The 19,091-nt window shown below is 50.3% G+C and carries 19 protein-coding genes; 13 read left to right on the top strand and 6 right to left on the bottom strand.

Going from position 1 to position 19,091, the window contains the following annotated elements; genetic code table 11:
• Positions 1–25: 25 nt before the first annotated feature.
• Positions 26–277: a hypothetical protein gene (locus BLW68_RS07075; RefSeq protein WP_068230237.1), complete on the bottom strand. Its 252-nt coding sequence runs from the start codon at positions 275–277 to the stop codon at positions 26–28.
• 453 nt (positions 278–730) lie between these two features.
• Here BLW68_RS07075 and hisG point away from each other — a divergent pair, with 453 nt between their 5' ends.
• The 10 genes from hisG to BLW68_RS07025 all read left to right on the top strand — a co-directional run bounded on the left by hisG (position 731) and on the right by BLW68_RS07025 (position 11,807).
• Positions 731–1,639 carry an ATP phosphoribosyltransferase gene (gene hisG / locus BLW68_RS07070; RefSeq protein ID WP_092791733.1) on the top strand — a complete coding sequence of 303 codons (909 nt, stop codon included), beginning with the start codon at positions 731–733 and terminating at the stop codon, positions 1,637–1,639.
• A gap of 2 nt (positions 1,640–1,641) precedes the next feature.
• On the top strand, positions 1,642–2,964 hold the full coding sequence (gene hisD / locus BLW68_RS07065; RefSeq protein ID WP_092791731.1) for a histidinol dehydrogenase: 1,323 nt from the start codon (positions 1,642–1,644) through the stop codon (positions 2,962–2,964).
• A gap of 3 nt (positions 2,965–2,967) precedes the next feature.
• Positions 2,968–4,083: a histidinol-phosphate transaminase gene (gene hisC, locus BLW68_RS07060; protein ID WP_092791729.1), complete on the top strand. Its 1,116-nt coding sequence runs from the start codon at positions 2,968–2,970 to the stop codon at positions 4,081–4,083.
• Positions 4,080–5,150 (top strand): bifunctional histidinol-phosphatase/imidazoleglycerol-phosphate dehydratase HisB, encoded by a 1,071-nt coding sequence (gene hisB / locus BLW68_RS07055; protein WP_092791727.1) that lies wholly within the window; start codon positions 4,080–4,082, stop codon positions 5,148–5,150. The genes hisC and hisB overlap by 4 nt, the downstream gene beginning before the upstream one ends.
• On the top strand, positions 5,150–5,743 hold the full coding sequence (gene hisH / locus BLW68_RS07050; RefSeq protein ID WP_092791725.1) for an imidazole glycerol phosphate synthase subunit HisH: 594 nt from the start codon (positions 5,150–5,152) through the stop codon (positions 5,741–5,743). The genes hisB and hisH overlap by 1 nt, the downstream gene beginning before the upstream one ends.
• Positions 5,740–6,477 carry a 1-(5-phosphoribosyl)-5-[(5-phosphoribosylamino)methylideneamino]imidazole-4-carboxamide isomerase gene (gene hisA, locus BLW68_RS07045; protein ID WP_092791723.1) on the top strand — a complete coding sequence of 246 codons (738 nt, stop codon included), beginning with the start codon at positions 5,740–5,742 and terminating at the stop codon, positions 6,475–6,477. The genes hisH and hisA overlap by 4 nt, the downstream gene beginning before the upstream one ends.
• A complete protein-coding gene (gene hisF / locus BLW68_RS07040) occupies positions 6,459–7,232 on the top strand; it encodes an imidazole glycerol phosphate synthase subunit HisF (RefSeq protein ID WP_092791721.1) in 774 nt (257 codons plus the stop codon). The genes hisA and hisF overlap by 19 nt, the downstream gene beginning before the upstream one ends.
• Positions 7,233–7,245: 13 nt before the next feature.
• Positions 7,246–7,860: a bifunctional phosphoribosyl-AMP cyclohydrolase/phosphoribosyl-ATP diphosphatase HisIE gene (gene hisIE, locus BLW68_RS07035; protein WP_092792146.1), complete on the top strand. Its 615-nt coding sequence runs from the start codon at positions 7,246–7,248 to the stop codon at positions 7,858–7,860.
• 161 nt (positions 7,861–8,021) lie between these two features.
• Positions 8,022–9,500, top strand: coding sequence for a sensor domain-containing diguanylate cyclase (locus tag BLW68_RS07030; protein ID WP_092791719.1), 1,479 nt, complete (start codon positions 8,022–8,024; stop codon positions 9,498–9,500).
• Between the two features lie 153 nt (positions 9,501–9,653).
• On the top strand, positions 9,654–11,807 hold the full coding sequence (locus BLW68_RS07025; protein ID WP_092791717.1) for a S46 family peptidase: 2,154 nt from the start codon (positions 9,654–9,656) through the stop codon (positions 11,805–11,807).
• A 170-nt stretch (positions 11,808–11,977) separates the two neighbouring features.
• On the opposite strand, the gene BLW68_RS07020 is transcribed toward BLW68_RS07025, so the two are convergent.
• Together BLW68_RS07020 and BLW68_RS07015 are read right to left on the bottom strand one after the other, a co-directional pair.
• Positions 11,978–12,409, bottom strand: a complete 432-nt coding sequence (locus BLW68_RS07020; protein ID WP_092791715.1) for a CBS domain-containing protein — start codon at positions 12,407–12,409, stop codon at positions 11,978–11,980.
• 82 nt (positions 12,410–12,491) lie between these two features.
• Positions 12,492–13,355, bottom strand: a complete 864-nt coding sequence (locus BLW68_RS07015; protein ID WP_218141325.1) for an EamA family transporter — start codon at positions 13,353–13,355, stop codon at positions 12,492–12,494.
• A 313-nt stretch (positions 13,356–13,668) separates the two neighbouring features.
• On the opposite strand from BLW68_RS07015, the gene BLW68_RS07010 reads away from it, so the two are divergent.
• Complete coding sequence (locus BLW68_RS07010; protein ID WP_092791713.1) at positions 13,669–14,952, top strand: DUF3422 family protein; 1,284 nt, start codon at positions 13,669–13,671, stop codon at positions 14,950–14,952.
• 84 nt (positions 14,953–15,036) lie between these two features.
• Positions 15,037–15,732 (top strand): lytic transglycosylase domain-containing protein, encoded by a 696-nt coding sequence (locus tag BLW68_RS07005; RefSeq protein ID WP_245728291.1) that lies wholly within the window; start codon positions 15,037–15,039, stop codon positions 15,730–15,732.
• Between the two features lie 3 nt (positions 15,733–15,735).
• Here the strand turns inward: BLW68_RS07005 and BLW68_RS07000 are convergent, their stop codons facing one another.
• Genes BLW68_RS07000 through BLW68_RS06990 form a run of 3 tightly spaced genes read right to left on the bottom strand, consistent with a single transcriptional unit; the run spans position 15,736 to position 18,368 of the window.
• On the bottom strand, positions 15,736–16,158 hold the full coding sequence (locus BLW68_RS07000) for a CBS domain-containing protein (RefSeq protein WP_092791711.1): 423 nt from the start codon (positions 16,156–16,158) through the stop codon (positions 15,736–15,738).
• 26 nt (positions 16,159–16,184) lie between these two features.
• Positions 16,185–17,309, bottom strand: a complete 1,125-nt coding sequence (locus BLW68_RS06995) for a PilT/PilU family type 4a pilus ATPase (RefSeq protein WP_092791709.1) — start codon at positions 17,307–17,309, stop codon at positions 16,185–16,187.
• Between the two features lie 6 nt (positions 17,310–17,315).
• Complete coding sequence (locus tag BLW68_RS06990; protein ID WP_068230172.1) at positions 17,316–18,368, bottom strand: type IV pilus twitching motility protein PilT; 1,053 nt, start codon at positions 18,366–18,368, stop codon at positions 17,316–17,318.
• A 30-nt stretch (positions 18,369–18,398) separates the two neighbouring features.
• Here BLW68_RS06990 and BLW68_RS06985 point away from each other — a divergent pair, with 30 nt between their 5' ends.
• Positions 18,399–19,085 carry a YggS family pyridoxal phosphate-dependent enzyme gene (locus tag BLW68_RS06985; RefSeq protein WP_092791707.1) on the top strand — a complete coding sequence of 229 codons (687 nt, stop codon included), beginning with the start codon at positions 18,399–18,401 and terminating at the stop codon, positions 19,083–19,085.
• Positions 19,086–19,091: the final 6 nt, after the last annotated feature.

Raw genomic sequence — 19,091 nt, 5'->3', positions numbered from 1 at the left:
TATTATGCCTTAATAGCGGGGAAATTCAGACAAAAATATCCAGATGACCGTCTTTATCAACATGCAGATCTTCTTCCGGTGTGGTGTAAGGTGCTGCCGGGTAGTCTTGCTGGCGACGATCACGTTTACGTGTCGGCCTGCTCAGGATCAGGTATTTCTGCTCATGTGGTTTTATCGGGCTTAAGCGCGCGTCCTTAAACACCGGCACCACCTGCTTTGGATCAGGCTCGACCGGCGTACCGGGTACGCGTTGTATAAAAGGCATAAAAGCATCCATCAACTTCTCCTCAAAGCGATTTACCCGTTATCGGCCGTCAGACGATAAACTTAAGCTCAACACAGCATTGACTATACAAGTTGACCATTTTTTACACTTAAAATTCCAATGGCAGAATTTTTCAAGAAAATAATTTATTACTACCCATGGCCAACAAACAAACAAAATAAATTAATTTCAATCACTTAAAAATAAACCAGTAATATATTCAAAACCAAAACAGGCTTGCACTTACTGCTGCACAAGGGTAACTTGTATAGCAACTTAACCAGCAAAACCCTGACTATGAATATTATTACTGTACTGCGCCATCATCATAGGTACTAGCCGTCCGCTTTGTCGGAGGGCTATGGTCTGGCGCTCCGGTGGTAAAGTAATAAACAAAAACCCCGCGCCCAGGCCGGGGTTTTTGTTTATTACTTTGTTCATTTTATTATCGTCACGGAGACCATTATGAGTCCGGCAACAGAATCTAAACGCTTACGTATCGCCATGCAGAAATCCGGCCGCTTATCGGTCGACTCTCAGGCGCTGTTTACCAGCTGCGGTTTAAAAATTAACCTGCGCGAGCAGCGGCTGATTGCTCATGTCGAGAATATGGATATCGATATCCTGCGGGTACGCGACGATGATATCCCTGGCCTGGTAATGGATGGAGTCTGTGATTTGGGCATCGTTGGTGAAAACGTGCTGGAAGAAGAGTCCTTGCAGCGCAAGCTCGACAACGACAGTTTTGATTACACGGTATTAAAGCGGCTCGATTTTGGCGGTTGCCGTTTATCGATTGCCGTACCGCAGGAAGAAAACTACAGCGGTGCAGCATCACTGGAAGGCAAAACCATTGCCACTACCTACCCGCGCCTGCTGGCCCGCTATTTAAAGCAGCAAGGCGTAAATGCCCGTATTGTGAATTTGAAAGGTTCGGTAGAAGTGGCCCCCCGCGCCGGTTTAGCCGATGCCATCTGCGATCTGGTGTCTACCGGCGCAACGCTCGAAGCCAATGGCTTAAAAGAAGTGGACGTGATTTACCGCAGCAAGGCGGTGCTGATCCAACGTAAAGGCTTAACCGACGAGCGCCAGCTTAAACTGATTAACAAACTGATGCCGCGTATCAACGGCGTAATGCAGGCTAATGAAAGCAAGTACATTATGCTGCACGCGCCGCGCGCCCGTTTAGATGAAGTCATTGCGCTGCTGCCGGGCGCCGAAAACCCAACCATGCTGCCACTGGCCGGCAATAGCGAGATAGTGGCCATCCATGTCGTCAGCAGTGAAACACTGTTTTGGGAAACCATGGAGCAGCTAAAAGCGCTGGGCGCCAGCTCGATTTTAGTGCTGCCAATTGAAAAGATGATGGAGTAGCTATGGTTGGGGTAATTAACTGGGCGCAATTATCAACAAGCGAGCAGCAAGCCGCACTGGCGCGGCCAGAACTTGCCGACTCTGCCAGCTTAACCGGCCAGGTGCGCTCGATTATTACGGCTGTGCGCCAGCAAGGCGATGAAGCGCTGGTGGCATACAGCCAGCAGTTTGATGGCCTAGATGCCAACCCGCTGCGCTTAAGCCCGGAAACAAAACTGGCACAGTTAAACCGCTTACTGCCAGAGCGTAAAGCGGCAATAGAGCTGGCATATGACAATATCCGTAAATTTCACGCCGCCCAGCTACCACGTGATATAGAGGTAGAAACCAGTGTTGGCGTAGTTTGCCAGCTAAAAAGCCGCGCCATTGCTGCGGTAGGTTTATATATTCCCGGTGGCAGCGCGCCGCTGCCCTCTACCGTGCTGATGCTGGGGGTACCGGCACAACTGGCAGGTTGTAGCCGTATTGTGCTGGTCACGCCACCAGGTAAACCAGACGCCGGCGATATAGCGCCGGAAATTTTGTACGCGGCTGAATTGTGCGGCATTAGCGAGATTTACACCATTGGCGGTGCCCAGGCGATAGCAGCACTGGCTTATGGCACAGAAACTATTGCCAAAGTGGATAAAATTTTTGGCCCGGGCAACCGTTATGTAACCGAAGCCAAGCAGCAGGTAAGCCAGGATGCCAAAGGCGCGATGATCGATATGCCGGCCGGCCCGTCTGAAGTGTTGGTATTGGCCGATAACAGTGCTAACCCGGCTTTTGTTGCCGCCGATTTATTGTCACAAGCCGAACATGGCCCGGACTCCCAGGTGATCTTAGTCAGCGACAGTGCTGATTTGATTAACACAGTACAAATTGAAGTGACAAAACAGCTGGCACAGTTACCACGCAAGGCTATTGCAGAAGCGGCCCTTAGCCATAGCCGTTATATTTTAACAGCTGATCTTGCGCAGGCGGTGGCTGTTACCAATGCCTACGCACCGGAGCATTTAATTGTGCAAACCGCTTGTGATGACGATCTGACAGAGCAGTTTACCAGCGCTGCCAGTATCTTTGTTGGTAAGTGGACGCCGGAATCGGCCGGTGATTATGCCAGCGGCACCAACCATGTGTTGCCTACTTACGGTTATAGCAAAACCGTGTCCAGCTTGTCATTAACTGACTTTTACCGGCGTTACACGGTGCAAAAATTATCCGCTGACGGTATACGCAATATCGGCCCGGCCATCGAAGTGCTGGCCACAGCAGAAGGCCTGCAGGCGCATGCTAACGCGGTAACCTTACGTTTAGCGGCCCTGACAGATCAAGCAAAGGATTAAACCATGAGCAACAGTATTAATACCCTGGCACGTGATGCAGTAAAAGCCATAGTGCCTTATGCCTCTGCCCGCAGCAGCATGAGCGGCGGTGCCATCTGGCTGAATGCCAATGAAAACGCGCTGGCGCCGGAGTATCAGCTTAGCGGCAGTTTTAACCGCTATCCGTCGTGCCAGCCCAAAGCGGTGATTGACAGCTATGCGGCTTATGCCGGTGTAACACCAGAGCAGGTATTGGTAAGCCGCGGTGCTGATGAGGGCATTGAGCTTTTGATCCGCAGCTTTTGCGAGCCGAAACAAGACAGCATCAGTATCTGCCCGCCTACTTATGGCATGTATGCCATCAGCGCGCAAAGTAACCAGGTGCCGGTAAATATAGTGCCGCTCACCGCCGATTTTACGCTGGATTTAGCCGCGTTATTTTCTACCACGCCCAAACTGGTGTTTATTTGCAGCCCGAATAACCCAACCGGCGATCTAATCCCGCGCGAGCAAATCATCGCCGTGCTGGAACACTACAAAGACAGCGCTTTAGTGGTGCTGGACGAAGCCTATATTGAATTTGCGCCGCAAGCATCAGTGGTTGATTTACTGCCGCAATATCCGAATTTAGTGATACTGCGCACGCTGTCTAAAGCCTTTGCTTTGGCGGGCCTGCGCTGCGGTTTTACGCTGGCAGCGCCGGATATTATTAATGCGCTAAAACAAATGATCGCGCCCTACCCGCTGGCCGAGCCGGTGGCGCAAATTGCCGCGCAAGCGTTAACGGCAGAGTCTGTCGCGCTGATGCAAACCACGGTAACCACGATAAACACGTTGCGGGCCGAGTTTATCGCTTATGCCAGGCAGCGCAGCGGCATTAATAAAGTGTGGCCCAGCAATGCCAACTATGTATTGCTGCAGGTAGACGACGCGGCAGCCTGCGTCGCAGCGCTGGCGCAGCAAGGTATTTTAATTCGTAATCAGTCCAGCCAGTTGGGCTTGTCGCAGGTGGTGCGGGTGTCTATCGGCAGCCCGGCTGAAATGCAGGCATTATACAGCGTAATGGACGACTACTTTAATGCGCCTGCAACCCGGCAACAGGCATCATTTCAACAAACAGCACAGAGAGAACGCGCATGAGTGGCCAACCTATTTTATTTATTGACCGCGACGGCACCATGGTAGAAGAGCCACCGATTGACAAGCAGCTCGATAGCCTGGAAAAACTGGCCTACGAGCCGGGTTTAGTGCCAGCGTTATTAAAACTACAGGCCGCCGGTTACCGTTTGGTAATGGTAACCAATCAGGATGGCTTGGGTACCGACAGTTTCCCGCGCGCAACCTTTGATGCGCCGCACGACAAAATGATGCAATTGCTTACCTCGCAAGGCATTAACTTTGACGACGTATTGATTTGCCCACACTTTGAGCGTGATAACTGCAGCTGCCGCAAACCGAAGCTGGAGCTGGTAAAAGACTATCTGCAGCAGGGCAAAATCGACTTTACCAACTCTTATGTGATTGGCGACCGGCTAACCGATGTGCAGCTGGCAGAAAATATGGGCCTGCCATCGTTTCACTACAACCGCGATAATCTGGGCTGGCAGGAAATTACTAAACGGCTGTTAAGCCGCGGCCGCAAAGCCACAGTGCGCCGTACCACGCGCGAAACTGATATCGAAATTTCGGTGGATCTGGACAGCAGCGGCAATAACCACTTTGGCACCGGTGTCGGTTTTTTCGACCATATGCTGGAGCAAATTGCCACCCACGGCGGTTTTTCACTGCAGGTAAAAGTGACTGGCGATTTGCATATTGACGATCACCACAGCGTGGAAGACACCGCGCTGGCACTGGGCCAGGCATTAAAGCAGGCGCTGGGCAACAAGCGTGGTATTAACCGCTTTGGCTTTGTGCTGCCAATGGATGAGTGCCGCGCCGAATGTGTACTGGATTTATCCGGCCGGCCGCTGTTTGTATTTAATGGCGAGCTGGGTGAAGGCGCCGTTGGCGGTTTAACACTGGAGATGGTGCCGCACTTTTTCAGATCAATAAGTGATGCCATGCTAATGACACTGCACTTAAGCATCACCGAAGGCAATAAACACCACAAGGTAGAAGGCCTGTTTAAAGCCTTTGGCCGTGCGCTGCGCCAGGCCATTACCGTATCTGGCGAAGCGCTGCCCAGCTCAAAAGGGGTATTGTAATGCAACTGGTGATTGTTGATACCGGCTGCGCCAATATCAGCTCGGTGTATTTTGCCTTTAAACGCTTAGGCGTAGACGCCACCATCAGCCGCGATGCCAAGCTGATTAAAGCGGCAGACAAGGTACTGCTGCCGGGCGTAGGCACGGCGCACAACGCCATGGCCAAGCTGCAACAGGCTGAACTGATTGATACGCTGCAGAGCCTGCAGCAGCCGCTGCTGGGTATTTGTTTGGGTATGCAACTGCTAACCGGCCACAGCATGGAAGGCAATGTAGCTTGTTTAAACCTTATTCCCGGTGAAGTGCTGCCAATGCAAAGCGCGGGTTTGCGCCTGCCACATATGGGCTGGAATACGCTGAAAAATATCGGCAACCATGCTCTGATGCGTGGTTTTACCGAAACAGACTATGTGTATTTTGTTCATAGTTTTGCTGTTGCATCCAGCCGGTATTCACTTGCGCTCTGCCATTATGGCAGCGACTTTGCCGCAGTGATTGGCAAAGATAATGTTGCCGGTGCCCAGTTTCACCCCGAACGATCGGGCAAAACCGGCGCGCGTTTATTACAGAACTTTCTGGAGTGGCAGTTATGATTATTCCGGCAATCGATCTTATTGACGGTAATGTGGTTAGGCTTTATCAGGGCCGCTATGACAATACAACTGAATACGCTTTCAGAGCTATTAACCTACGTAACCAATATGCCCAGGCCGGTGCCGATTGGTTGCATATTGTTGATTTATCCGGTGCCAAAGATGCCAGTAAACGTCAGTTGCCATTATTAACTGAGCTGATGACCGCCGCCCCGCTGCATATTCAGGTGGGCGGCGGTGTGCGCAGTGAGCAAGACTTAATTGACTTACTCGACGCCGGTGCCGGCCGGGTTGTGATTGGCAGTTTAGCTATCCGGCAAAGTAAGTTGGTACAAAGCTGGGTGCGTAAATACGGCGGCGAGCAAATTGTGCTGGCGCTGGATGTTGCCATCAATGAAAAAGGTGAGAAAACCCTGCCCTCACATGGCTGGATAGAGCAATCTGACATTACGCTGGAGCAAGTGCTGGACGGCTATATCAACGCTGGTGCTCAGCATGTGCTCTGTACTGATATCAGCAAAGACGGCACCTTGAGTGGCTCTAACGTGCAGCTTTATAAAGAGCTGGCGGCTAACTATCCGCAAATTCAGTGGCAGGCTTCAGGTGGTATTGGCTCGCTGGATGATATCCGCGCTTTAATTGGCAGTGGTGTCGCCGGGGTTATTTTGGGACGCTCCTTACTGGAAGGTAAGTTTACTTTGCAGGAGGCCATAGCATGCTGGCAAAACGGTTAATTCCTTGTCTGGATGTACGCGATGGTAAAGTGGTTAAAGGTGTACAGTTTCGTAACCATGAAATTATCGGCGATATAGTGCCGTTGGCACAGCGCTATGCACAAGCCGGCGCCGACGAGTTGGTGTTTTATGACATTACTGCATCAAGCGATGGCCGCGTGGTGGATAAAAGCTGGGTACGCCGTATAGCAGAAGTGATCGACATTCCGTTTTGTGTCGCCGGTGGTATTAAAACGGTGGCCGATGCCGGGAAGATTTTAGAAATGGGCGCCGATAAAATTTCGGTGAATAGCCCGGCGCTGGCCCGGCCCGAGTTAATTAACGAGCTGAACCACCATTTTGGCCAGCAATGTGTGGTGGTGGGTATCGACAGTTTTTTTGACGTTGCCAGTGGCCAGTATCAGGTATACCAGTTTACCGGTGATGAAAGCCGGACCCAGAAAACGCAATGGCTTACCCGTGATTGGGTGGCCGAGGTGCTAAAACGGGGTGCCGGAGAAATTGTACTTAACTGCATGAATCAGGACGGAGTGCGCCAGGGTTATGATATTGCCCAGTTAAGAAGCATCCGCGATATTTGCACAGTGCCGCTAATTGCCAGTGGTGGCGCCGGTACTATGGCGCATTTTACCGATGTGTTTAACCAGGCAGATGTAGACGGCGCCCTGGCGGCCAGCGTGTTTCACAAAGGTATAATTGAGATAGCAGCGTTAAAAGCCAAACTGATTGCTGATGGTATTAGTATCCGGCCATGATAAAAGGTTACTTATGAACGAAGAACAAATTAAAGCGCTAAGCTGGCCCGATAACCAACTACTGCCAGCCATAGTGCAGCATGCCATCTCCGGCAAAGTACTGATGCAGGGCTATATGAACCCAGAGGCGTTACAGCATACGCTACAAAGCGGCAATGTGACCTTTTACAGCCGCAGCAAACAGCGGCTGTGGACCAAAGGCGAAAGCTCCGGCCATACCCTCCAACTGGTTAGCATCGACAGCGACTGCGATGCCGACAGCATTTTAGTGCTGGCTCTGCCACAAGGCCCCACCTGCCATGTGGGTACCGAAACCTGCTGGCACGACAATAGCGCCAACAGCCCGCAACTGGCGTTTTTATATGACTTAGAGCAAGTGATAAAACAGCGTGAAGGCGCTGATCCTGCCAGTAGCTACACCGCCAGCTTATTTGCCAAAGGCGTAAAACGCATAGCGCAAAAAGTGGGCGAAGAAGGCGTTGAATCTGCTCTGGCCGCCATGGCAGGTGATAAAGAAGAGCTGGCTAACGAAGCGGCTGATTTAATTTTCCACCTGCTGGTACTGCTACGCAGCCAAAAGCTGGAACTGAACGATGTAATTAACGTACTGCAACAGCGGCATAAATAACATACCGCCACAACAACCAGCGGCAGTTAACTTTGCAAACTGCCGCTGGTGTACTCTTATCAGTTAACGGTAAGATGGCGGTAATATATAACCTTGACTACACTGTTAACCTTATCACGGTTAAATCGCAGTATATGTAAGCCGAGGCTAAGCAGATCCAGATGCAGGACGTATCCACCGGCAGTGCACTGTCACACCACCCACTTGATAATGAACCAGCCAGTAAACTGGTTACAGCTATTGATTTTTCCGCACTTAACACCGTATTTAGCAATATCCTGCAGTTAATGGGCTTTCCTGTGGCATTGCTAGATATATATGGCAAAGTGCTGGCGTCATCCGACTGGCCAGATACCCGCTTGGGTTTACCGCAACCATCCGAACTCTGCCAGCAAAGTTACGCTACACCAATAATGCTGGACGGCGAACATATTGCCAGTTTGCTTATCGGCAAACGACGGCAGAACATTGCAACTGCGGGCGAAATCCAGCCCGATAGCATAACGCAAATGCTGGTCCCTCTGACGCTACAAATTACAAAACTCAGCCTGATAAATGCCCGCTATCAGCAGCACCTGCAACAAACAACACTACAGGTAGCCCAGCACACGCAGGAGTTACTACTCCAAAATCAAATTTTAAGCCAGATTAGCGAAGGTACCGAACTAAAAAGCATACTTCACACTCTGGTGACTCAGGTAGAGCTGCTGCACCCCGAAATGCTGTGCTCAATTCTGTTGCTGGACGAAGATGGTAAAGCTCTGCATCATGGTGCAGCGCCATCGTTACCGGATAAATACAATAAGACATTAGACGGCATAACTATTGGCATGGGCGTAGGCTCTTGCGGTACAGCAGCCTTTACCGGTGAAACGGTTATCGTAACAGACATCAACACCCATCCATACTGGCAACCTTACCAGGCGCTGGCACAGCTGGCCGATGTGAAAGCCTGCTGGTCACAGCCGGTTAAAAATGCTCAGGGTAAGGTGCTGGGTACCTTTGCTATCTACCATCATCAACCGGCCACCCCTTCAGCTGAGCAACTTAATATTATAAAAGCCTATAGCAATCTGGCTGAGTTGGCCATTAGCCGTAGCCTTAGTGCCGCACAGATCCGGCGATTAGCGTTTTACGACAACCTCACCGGCCTGGCCAATCGCCGTTTATTGGAAGAACACTTACTGCAGGCGATAGCATCAAGCCAACGCGGCCAGAAATACAGCGGTTTAATGTTTATCGATCTGGATAACTTTAAACCGGTAAATGATATATACGGCCATAAAAAAGGTGACAACTTACTGGCAGACGTAGCCAGACGTCTGCTGAGTACTGTGCGTCAGGCCGATACCGTAGCCCGCTTTGGTGGCGATGAGTTCATTGTATTACTACGCGATATTGATACGGATGCCGAACGCAGCAAACACTATATGCAACAAATTGCCACCAAAATCACCCAGGTACTTTCCCGCCCCTATCCGTTGTCTGAAAACAATATGCATCAATGCGCCTGCAGTATCGGCCTGGTATTGTTTCAGGGTAACAGCAATAGTGATGAGCTACTGCGTCAGGCCGACACAGCTATGTATCAAGCCAAGCGGCTGGGCCGGAATCAGCCTTGTTGGTTTTCCGATAAATAAGCCACCTCTATCACCCAACGCTTGAACCGCGATAACTGTCGCATAGCGGCATTAGCCGCTTTAGCTGAGTATTGACAAGGTTCGCGCTGGCATCGACTATAGCTGCCGTCTTACGTGTAATATTCCTGTCAAAATTAAAATAAAAGAGTACTTATGAAAAAATCCATTCTGATGCTGGCGCTTGCCAGCAGTTTCGCTATGGCTGATGAAGGCATGTGGATGCCACAACAACTGCCGCAAATTGCCACCGAGTTAAAAGCTGCTGGTCTTGAACTGGACCCGGCTAACTTAAGCAAATTAACCGAATTTCCGGCTGCCGCTATTGTCAGTTTGGGCGGCTGTTCAGCATCTTTTGTGTCACCCAATGGTTTGGTTGCCACTAACCACCACTGTGTTTATGGCAGCATTGCGCACAACTCCACACCAGAAAACGACTTACTGGCCAATGGTTTTTTAGCCCAACAGCCAGGCGATGAAGTTGCCGCCGCACCGGGTAGCCGCATTTTTGTTACTAAAGCCGTAGATAACGTTACCGACCAGGTTATTGATGCCAAAACCGCCAAATTAAGCGGTAAAAAGCGCGTAGATGCCATTGAAGCTAACCAAAAAGCTATTATCGCTGGCTGCGAAAAAGACGAAGGCCACCGCTGCACCGTAGCGGCCTATTACGGCAGTTTAGAGTTTTATCTGATTAAACAACTGGAAATTAAAGATGTGCGTTTAGTACATGCCCCGGCTGAAGGTGTCGGCAAATTTGGCGGTGACACCGACAACTGGATGTGGCCGCGTCACACCGGTGATTACAGTTTCTACCGTGCTTATGTCAGCCCAGAGGGTAAATCGGCAGATTACAGCGTAGATAACGTGCCCTATAAACCGGATTACCATTTAACGCTGGCCAAAGACGGCTTAAAAGAAGGTGATTTTGTCATGGCGCTGGGTTACCCCGGCCGCACTAACCGCCACCGTTTACCCAGCGAAGTCAGCGACACCTTTGAATGGGCTTACCCCAATACCGTTGCGCAGTTTAAAGACACGCTGGATATTATTGCCCGCGAAACTGCCAGCAATAAAGATGCAGAATTAAAGTATGCCAGCCGTGTTGCCGGCTTAAATAACTATATGAAAAACCGCCAGGGCATGTTGGACAGCTTTGCTCAAAGCGACTTTTTACAGCGTAAAACACAAGAGCATCAAGCCCTTACTGCCTGGGTTAACAGCAACAGCGACAATAAAAAAGCCTACGCTAAAGACTTAACCGCAATAGAAAAACTGTTAAAAGAAAACCAAACCAAAGAGCGTGCCAATTACCTGCTAAACAATGCTACCCCGCGCCTGCTGGCAGCATCACGCGCACTGTATCGTTTGGCTCAGGAAAGCACCAAACCGGATGCTCAACGTAAAGCTGGCTTTCAGCAGCGCGATATTCCACGTTATAAAGCCTTTGTTGCCGGCATGGAACGCAACCTGGATGTTGGCGTAGAAAAAGCGCTGGACCTGCACAACCTGAGCAAATACGCCACTTTGCCAAAAAAACAGCGTAACGCAGATTTTGACAAAGCGATGGGCATTAAAGATGGTATGAGCAACGAGCAGCTAAAAAGCCTGATTGACAGCTGGTACGCCAACAGCGATTTAACTGATCCGGCTAAACGTACTGCCCTGCTGGACAGCACACCGCAACAATTTGCCCAAAGCAACGATGCTTTTGTTAAAGCTGCAGTAGCACTGTATAAAACCGATTTAAAACGTGAAGCCGAAGAAGAAGAGCTAGCCGGTAAAATTCAGCAGGCCTATGCCAGCTATATGCGCGCCAAAATTGCCTTTATGCAGTCTAAAGGCCAGGCAGTTTACCCGGATGCCAACAGCACGCTGCGGGTAACTTACGGTAATGTAAAAGGCCGCGCAAACGGCAATGAAGATGGCAACGCCTGGGCTCCCTTTACCACGCTGCGCGGTATTACTGCCAAAGCAACCGGCGAAGGTGAATTTAATGCACCGCAAAAACAGCTGGATGCGATAAAAGCCAAGCAATATGGCCCGTACAAGGTAGAAAGCTTAAATTCAGTACCGGTAAACTACCTGGCTACGCTGGATATTACCGGCGGCAACTCAGGCTCGGCAGTATTAAACAGCAAAGCCGAACTGGTAGGTTTAGCCTTTGACGGCACGCTGGATTCCATCATTTCAGATTGGGACTACAACCCGGACAACACCCGCTCTATTCAGGTAGATCACCGTTTTATGCTGTGGCAAATGCAGCTGGACGGCGCAGATAACCTGTTAAAAGAAATGGGTGTTAAGTAACCATCCGTAAAAAAGGGCCGCAAGGCCCTTTTTCATTCACAGCTCCGGGTCGAACCGACTTGTCCACACAGACACGCCGTAAATACCTCCCTGTAGGCTCGATTCCGGCATCCATGCCGTCAACGGTCTGTTTAGAACAAGTCGATTCTCACCAAAGTGAGTTCAATCGTCTAAGTTGCTTTTTCAAGTAATTCCGCCGCTAACCGGACAAAATCTGAAGAAGTCAGTATGCCCTTCAGTTTATTGTTTTCATCCACCACCGGCATACAGCCATGACGGTTTTTAACGAAAAAGCCCGCCACTTCTTTTAACGATTGATCCGGCGTTACTGCAGCAAAATCGGTGGCCATCATATCGGCTACCAGTTGCTGTTTTTCTTTACGCTCCAGCGCGGTAGCACCGAACTGCGCCATTAAGCCCATTACTTTAGCGATCATAATTTTTTGCGTCAGCATGCCAACCAAAATGCCATCGGCATCTATTACAGGAATATGGCGGATATTTTTGCCGCGCATTAAATCATGCGCATCTTTTAAACTGGCCTCCCGGGTGACACACAAAGGATCAGCCGTCATTAACTGGGCAACAGTGGTAATGGTCATAACAGTCTCCGTATCAGAACAGGTTAGCAGTTATACCGCATAAGGTAGCCCTTCAATTGGGGCTGGATCAAGCTTTTGCCGTTTAATCCGGCTTTGAACTTATTGAACTGCCAAGCGATGCCAATATAACCAGACCAATTGCCAGCCACTGCCATAGCGTAAGTAACTCCGCCAGAATAACAAAGCCTGCCAGCGCGGCTATTGCCGGCTCCATACTCATAAAAACACTAAAGTTTTGCGATGTCATATTGCGCAGTGCCACCATTTCCAGCGTGTAAGGCAAAGCACTGGATAAAATACCCACCAATAGCCCCAGTGGCAGCACTTGCCAGCTTAGCAGTGCCATGCCCTGGCTAACGGCACCTATTGGCACCAAAAAGGCAGCTGCCACTGTCATACCAAGTGCCACCGTAATGCCGCCAGAGGCCTGGGCATTGGTGCGTTTACCAAACAAAATATAGCCGGCCCAGCACGCACCTGCGCCAAGTGCTAATACCACGCCGATGGGGTCAAGCGCATCGGTACCACGCATATCGGGCAGCAGCAATAAAATGCCGGCAACGGCACAGGCTACCCAGATTAAATCGCGCTTACGCCGTGATAAAAACAGCGCTACAGCCAAAGGCCCGGTAAATTCGAGTGCTACGCCAATACCCAGTGGAATACGGGCAATAGCTAAGTAAAACAAAATATTCATACCGCCCAGACACAGGCCATAGGTCACTATTGCGTTCCAGTCACGCCGGTTAGCTGGCAGGCTGCGCCATGGCCGGAACACCAGCCACAGCACCAGCGCAGAAAACCCCAGCCGCAGCGCGGTAGTGCCTTCAGGGCCTATCAGCGGAAACAATTGCTTGGCGATAGAAGCGCCAGACTGAATAGTCAGCATTGCCAGCAACACACTGACCACCGCCACAACCAGATTACGATTGAGCACAATTGACATAAAGTTAAAACCCGACAGAACAGACAAAAGGTAAGAGCAATATTGTAACCCGCCGCCAGCGTTAAAGGTAACAGAGTGCGCACTGAATTATGCCGCGGCTGCGTTATTTCAGGGCAAACACCAGGCCACCAGGTATTGCCGAAACCTGCATTACACCAAGACGTAAAGAAAATATCATTTTACAGCAATGATTTAGGCCCATATTACTCTGTAGCTGGCACAGGCCAATGCACTGGCACATTAGCTGCTTTGCTTAACCTAACGGTATTTGTGCTCATTCCCGTTTTGTGTCTTCAGATCCAGGAGCATTATTATGACCGGACTACATAACCGCAGCCATCCACTGCGCGATGTACTGGATAAAGAACTGCAACAGCGCACCTTCCCGGCGTTAACGGCACCAAGCCGGCTGTGCCAGTTTATGCTTACGGTATCACCGGCCTCGCGCAGCAGCGAACTTAGCTTTATGCAACAACTGGCCAGCCAACAAGGCAGCCATTTTAGTGAAACCGATCACGACATTAACCTGCCACTGTTTGGCGGCAGCCTGCGGTTTGAAAAACATGGCGAGTTTTCCAGCTATATCTTTATTCAAAGTGGTAGTGAAAAGCAGCTATTTGATGATCCGCTGGATTTTCTGCCAGCGAAGAACTGGCTGGATAATGTTCCGGGCCAGATTTTCCGTGTAGTTCAGCTAAGTGTCATCACGCCGGCACAGCTAAAAAGCTCTGCCGATACCAACCAGCTATTTAACCCGGATAATTGCATCAGCAGTATGCTGGCCGGGCAAAAAGCCCGCATCTGGACCGACTTTCAAAAACATGCCGAAGGTGCCGGCCGTATGCTATTGCTGGATCAGGGCTTAAGCCCGGCAGCGCTGGGCCGTTTAGTGCAACAGCTGTTTGATCTTGGCAATTACCGCAAATTATCACTGCTGGGCTGGCCGCAATCGCGCCAGGCGCTGAGCAAACTAAATATGCTGGAGCAGCGCCTGTCAGATATTACCCAGCGTATAGAATTACGCCTGAGTGATGATGAGCATTTACTCAACGAAATTACTACCATGGCGGCCCAGACTGAGCACCTGATCGCCGAAACCAGCTCGCGACTGCAAGCCACTGCCGCCTATTACCAGCTAACACTGGACCGGATCAGAAGCCTGAACGAAACGCCGATAGAGGGCTTGTTGTCATTGCAGGATTTTACCGAGCGACGCTTAACACCGGCATTTCGTACCAGTGAATCGGTGGTATATCGCCAGCATGCATTATCTGGCCGTTTAGGCCGCTCTACTGAGTTGCTGCGCACCCGGATTAATTTAAAACTGGAGCAACAAAACCAGCAGTTGCTGGCGTCAATGGATAAGCGGGCAAAACTGCAGCTGAATATGCAGCAAATGGTGGAAGGGTTATCGCTGGTGGCTATTAGTTATTACGCCGTGCAGCTTAGTGACAAAGCCATTGATGCACTGGGTTACTGGCTGCCACAACTGGATACCAGGCAGTGGCAAAGTATCAGTGTACCGGTAGTGGTGGTTATTGTGGCAGCAGTACTGCTATGGATTAACCGCCAGTTGCACCGGGATAAAAGCCGCTAAAGCTTTTATCAACCGGTATAGCTTGAGCTTTTTGCGGCTTAGTGCTTTACTTTCAGTCCGCTTAATTTATGCATGGATGTTGCTTTGTCATCTGCCGGTGTTGCCATTGCTGTGTTTGCTTTAAGCTGTAGCCTGATGCTGGCGGCTGAGCCGCAAACAGCTGAAAAAAAGCAGCTTAAGCTTTCGCCAGACAGCAACAATACTACATGGCCGCAGGCGCAGACAAAAACTCCCCCGACTATTGCAGTATATAAGTCAGTTAAAAACGATGGCACTGCGATGTTTTCCGATCGCCAGCCGCTAAACCGGCCTTTTCAGGTGATGCGGTTTGACTGCTTTGCCTGCGATCCGCGATCAACAGTTAACTGGCATACGGTGCCACTGTATACCCGGCCTTTTGATCAGTTTATTGCCAAAGCCGCAGATGAACACCAACTGGACCCGGCGCTTATTCGTGCGGTTATTCATGCTGAATCGTCTTTTCGCCCATCAGCTGTATCACGAAAAGGTGCAGTAGGCTTAATGCAACTGATGCCCAACACCGCCAGGCAGCTTGGCATCAGTGATGCCAGTGCACCAGAGCACAATATTGCTGCCGGCAGCCGTTATCTGGCCCAGCTGTTAAAACAACATAATGGTGAGTTACCGCTGGCTTTAGCGGCTTACAATGCCGGTAGCAGTAATGTGCGCCGTTATAACGGCATTCCGCCTTTTGCCGAAACCCAGGCCTATGTTGAACGGGTGGCTATTTTGCATAAGCGCTATCAGCGCGCCGGTTAACAGCTAACTGGCCGGCTTGTGCAGCGCGGCGCGCAGTATGTCTTTCCATGATACCAGGCCAAGCAAATGCTTATACTCATCGATTACCGGCAGGCAGCTAATATTGTGCTGTAGTAACAACGCGGCGGCCTGCTTTACACCGGTAGTTTCACTGATAGTAATCACCGGGCTTACCATAACCTGATGCACTTTGCGCGAACGGATAAACAGCCCGATAGCCGGATCACTAGCGGCGTCCATTACCGGGCTGAGCTCACGAAAGTAATCTTTTACCGACACTATGCCAACAAGGCGGTTGGTGTGATCCACCACCGGTACATGCTGAAAGCGTGCCCTGGCAAATACATCGCGCAGTGAGGCCAGGCTGGCATCGGCCATGGTGGTGATCAGTTTGCTGCGATGCGTCATGATCTGTGCAATGCTCATAGCGACCTCACTGTAACAACGGCTGGTTAATTATCTTTATTTTCAAAACCTTCAATAGTAACACCAGACAGGAACCCCGCCCCTTTAGTATCACCACTGCGCAGCTTTATCATCAGACGTAAATCATTCGGCGAATCAGCATGGTGAATAGCATCAGCGTAGGTAATTTGGCCACGCTGATATAAATCGTACAGCGCCTGATCAAAGGTTTGCATACCCAGTTCGCGGGATTTTGTCATTACCGCTTTAATCTCGCCCATTTCACCACGGGCAATTAAATCGGCAATTAATGGCGAATTCAGCAGCACTTCAATGGCTGCCAGCCTGCCATGGCCATCTGCCGTGGGAATAAGCTGCTGCGCAACGATACCGCGCAGATTTAACGATAAATCAAACAGCAACTTCTGGTGCATCTCTTTGGGCACCAGATGCATAATGCGGTCAATTGCCTGATTGGCATTGTTGGCGTGCAGTGTGGCAATACACAAGTGGCCGGTTTCGGCAAACGACAACGCATATTCCATCGTGTCTTTACTGCGGATCTCACCAATTAAGATCACGTCCGGTGCCTGGCGCAATGAGCTTTTCAGGGCAGCCTCAAATGATTCAGTATCAATACCCACTTCGCGCTGGGTAATTAAACTTTTATGGTGCTCGTGCACAAACTCAATCGGGTCTTCTATGGTTAGAATATGGCCCTTGGAATTGCGATTACGGTACCCCAGCAAAGCCGCCAGTGACGTTGATTTACCGGTACCGGTGCCGCCGACAAACAGTACCAGGCCGCGTTTGGACATGATCACTTCTTTCATGATCGGCGGCAGGCCTAAATCGTCCACGTTAGGAATTTTGGTAATAATACGCCGTACCACCATGCCAGCGCAGTCACGTTGCCAAAATGCTGACACCCGAAACCGGCCCGCCTCGTTGGCAATAGCAAAGTTGCACTCTTTGCTGCTCATAAACTCCTGCTGCTGCTTATCATTCATTGCCGATAGCACCAGCTTTAATGACGCCGCATCTGTCAGGGGTGTTTCATCAATAGGCGTCATTTCACCGTTTATCTTTGCAGCTACCGGCATACCGGCGGTAACAAACATATCCGATGCTTTAACGGCTACCATTTCTTCCAAAAAATCAACTAGCTGCATAAGCGTTTATATCCTGCCCATGGCACCAAAGGTGTTTTTGTCCTGTGCTTTGGCCGCGGCATCTTTTTGCGATACCAAACCCCGGTTTACCAGATTTACCAGACATTGATCCATGGTTTGCATGCCATGCGATGCACCGGTTTGTATCACCGAATACATCTGAGCAATTTTATCTTCGCGGATAAGATTACGGATCGCCGGTATCCCAATCATAATCTCGTGCGCCGCCATACGGCCACCGCCCACCTTTTTCAGCAGCGTTTGTGAAATAACTGCGCGCAGTGACTCTGACAACATCGAGCGCACCATATCTTTTTCTTCACCGGGGAATACGTCAATAATACGGTCAATCGTTTTAGGGGCTGAAGTGGTGTGTAAAGTGCCAAACACTAAATGGCCGGTTTCAGCGGCGGTCATCGCCAGACGAATCGTTTCCAGATCGCGTAATTCACCTACCAGTATTACATCAGGGTCTTCGCGCAGGGCTGAGCGCAGTGCGTTGCTGAAACTATGGGTATCGCGGTGTACTTCACGCTGGTTAATCAGGCTGGATTTATTATTGTGCACAAATTCAATCGGGTCTTCTATCGTCAGAATATGGTCGTGGCGCATGGTATTAATGTAGTCAATCATCGCTGCCAATGTGGTACTTTTACCAGAGCCTGTTGGCCCGGTAACCAGTACCAGACCGCGTGGGTTTTCAGCAATGGTTTTGAAAATTTCCGGCGCACCTAAATCTTCCAGTGTTAACACTTCACTGGGGATAGTACGAAACACCGCCGCCGCGCCACGGTTTTGCACAAAGGCGTTAACCCGGAACCGGGCCAGGTTGGGCACTTCAAAGGAAAAGTCGGCTTCGAGGTGTTCTTCGTATTCTTTACGCTGCTTGTCAGTCATAATCTCGTACACTAATGCATGTACGTCTTTGTGAGTTAGCGGCGGAATATTCAGTTTGCGCACGTCACCGTCAACCCTTATTAATGGCGGCACCCCGGCGGAAAGGTGTAAATCTGACGCTTTATGTTGCACACTAAAGGCTAATAATTCGGTAATATCCATGACAATTTCTACTCCACGTTGCCAATCTTTATGAATAACATAGCAGAACAACTTAACCTCGCCTATCAGAACCTGACGGAAAAATGGCAGGCGTTGCCAGAGGCAAAAATAAAGCCTCAATTGCTGGCTGTAAGTAAAACCAAACCGGTATCTGCGGTGGTTGCAGCCTATCAGGCCGGGCAGCGCCAGTTTGCTGAAAACTACCCGCAAGAATTAGCCGAAAAAGCAGCACAATTAAGCAGTTATGCGGATATTATCTGGCATTTTATCGGCCCGTTGCAGTCGAACAAAACCCGGCTGGTAGCCGAAACCGCACACTGGGTACACAGTATCGACCGGCTTAAAATTGCTGAGCGTTTAGCGGCCCAGCGCCCTGCTGCCCTGGGGCCGCTTAAAGTGCTGTTGCAGGTTAATATCAGTAACGAACCCAGCAAAGCCGGTATTGCTGCGGCAGATATGCTGCAATTAGCAGCCGGCGTAAGTAGCCTGCCACAGCTGCAGTTAAAAGGGTTAATGGCCATACCGGCACCGGGCATGAGCGAACCGGCCTTTGCTGCTATGGCACAACTGTCTCAAACACTGCAGCAGCACTACCCGCAGGCAGATGAATTATCTATGGGTATGTCGGATGACTGGCCTTTGGCTCTGCGATATGGCGCAACTATGATACGATTGGGCACCGCAATTTTTGGCGCAAGAGATTACCACAAGGAATGACTACAC

The organism is Rheinheimera pacifica (genome assembly GCF_900108485.1).
Classification (GTDB): Bacteria; Pseudomonadota; Gammaproteobacteria; order Enterobacterales; family Alteromonadaceae; genus Alishewanella; species Alishewanella pacifica.
Note: the sequence above shows the minus strand (reverse complement) of the source record. Positions and strands in the feature narration are given on the sequence as shown.

Excerpts from the sequence above, each read along its gene's own strand:
- BLW68_RS07075 (WP_068230237.1), bottom strand. The coding sequence starts at position 277 with ATGGATGCTTTTATGCCTTTTATACAACGCGTACCCGGTACGCCGGTC.
- hisG (WP_092791733.1), top strand. The coding sequence starts at position 731 with ATGAGTCCGGCAACAGAATCTAAACGCTTACGTATCGCCATGCAGAAA.
- hisD (WP_092791731.1), top strand. The coding sequence starts at position 1,642 with ATGGTTGGGGTAATTAACTGGGCGCAATTATCAACAAGCGAGCAGCAA.
- hisC (WP_092791729.1), top strand. The coding sequence starts at position 2,968 with ATGAGCAACAGTATTAATACCCTGGCACGTGATGCAGTAAAAGCCATA.
- hisB (WP_092791727.1), top strand. The coding sequence starts at position 4,080 with ATGAGTGGCCAACCTATTTTATTTATTGACCGCGACGGCACCATGGTA.
- hisH (WP_092791725.1), top strand. The coding sequence starts at position 5,150 with ATGCAACTGGTGATTGTTGATACCGGCTGCGCCAATATCAGCTCGGTG.
- hisA (WP_092791723.1), top strand. The coding sequence starts at position 5,740 with ATGATTATTCCGGCAATCGATCTTATTGACGGTAATGTGGTTAGGCTT.
- hisF (WP_092791721.1), top strand. The coding sequence starts at position 6,459 with ATGCTGGCAAAACGGTTAATTCCTTGTCTGGATGTACGCGATGGTAAA.
- hisIE (WP_092792146.1), top strand. The coding sequence starts at position 7,246 with ATGAACGAAGAACAAATTAAAGCGCTAAGCTGGCCCGATAACCAACTA.
- BLW68_RS07030 (WP_092791719.1), top strand. The coding sequence starts at position 8,022 with ATGCAGGACGTATCCACCGGCAGTGCACTGTCACACCACCCACTTGAT.
- BLW68_RS07025 (WP_092791717.1), top strand. The coding sequence starts at position 9,654 with ATGAAAAAATCCATTCTGATGCTGGCGCTTGCCAGCAGTTTCGCTATG.
- BLW68_RS07020 (WP_092791715.1), bottom strand. The coding sequence starts at position 12,409 with ATGACCATTACCACTGTTGCCCAGTTAATGACGGCTGATCCTTTGTGT.
- BLW68_RS07015 (WP_218141325.1), bottom strand. The coding sequence starts at position 13,355 with ATGTCAATTGTGCTCAATCGTAATCTGGTTGTGGCGGTGGTCAGTGTG.
- BLW68_RS07010 (WP_092791713.1), top strand. The coding sequence starts at position 13,669 with ATGACCGGACTACATAACCGCAGCCATCCACTGCGCGATGTACTGGAT.
- BLW68_RS07000 (WP_092791711.1), bottom strand. The coding sequence starts at position 16,158 with ATGAGCATTGCACAGATCATGACGCATCGCAGCAAACTGATCACCACC.
- BLW68_RS06995 (WP_092791709.1), bottom strand. The coding sequence starts at position 17,309 with ATGCAGCTAGTTGATTTTTTGGAAGAAATGGTAGCCGTTAAAGCATCG.
- BLW68_RS06990 (WP_068230172.1), bottom strand. The coding sequence starts at position 18,368 with ATGGATATTACCGAATTATTAGCCTTTAGTGTGCAACATAAAGCGTCA.
- BLW68_RS06985 (WP_092791707.1), top strand. The coding sequence starts at position 18,399 with ATGAATAACATAGCAGAACAACTTAACCTCGCCTATCAGAACCTGACG.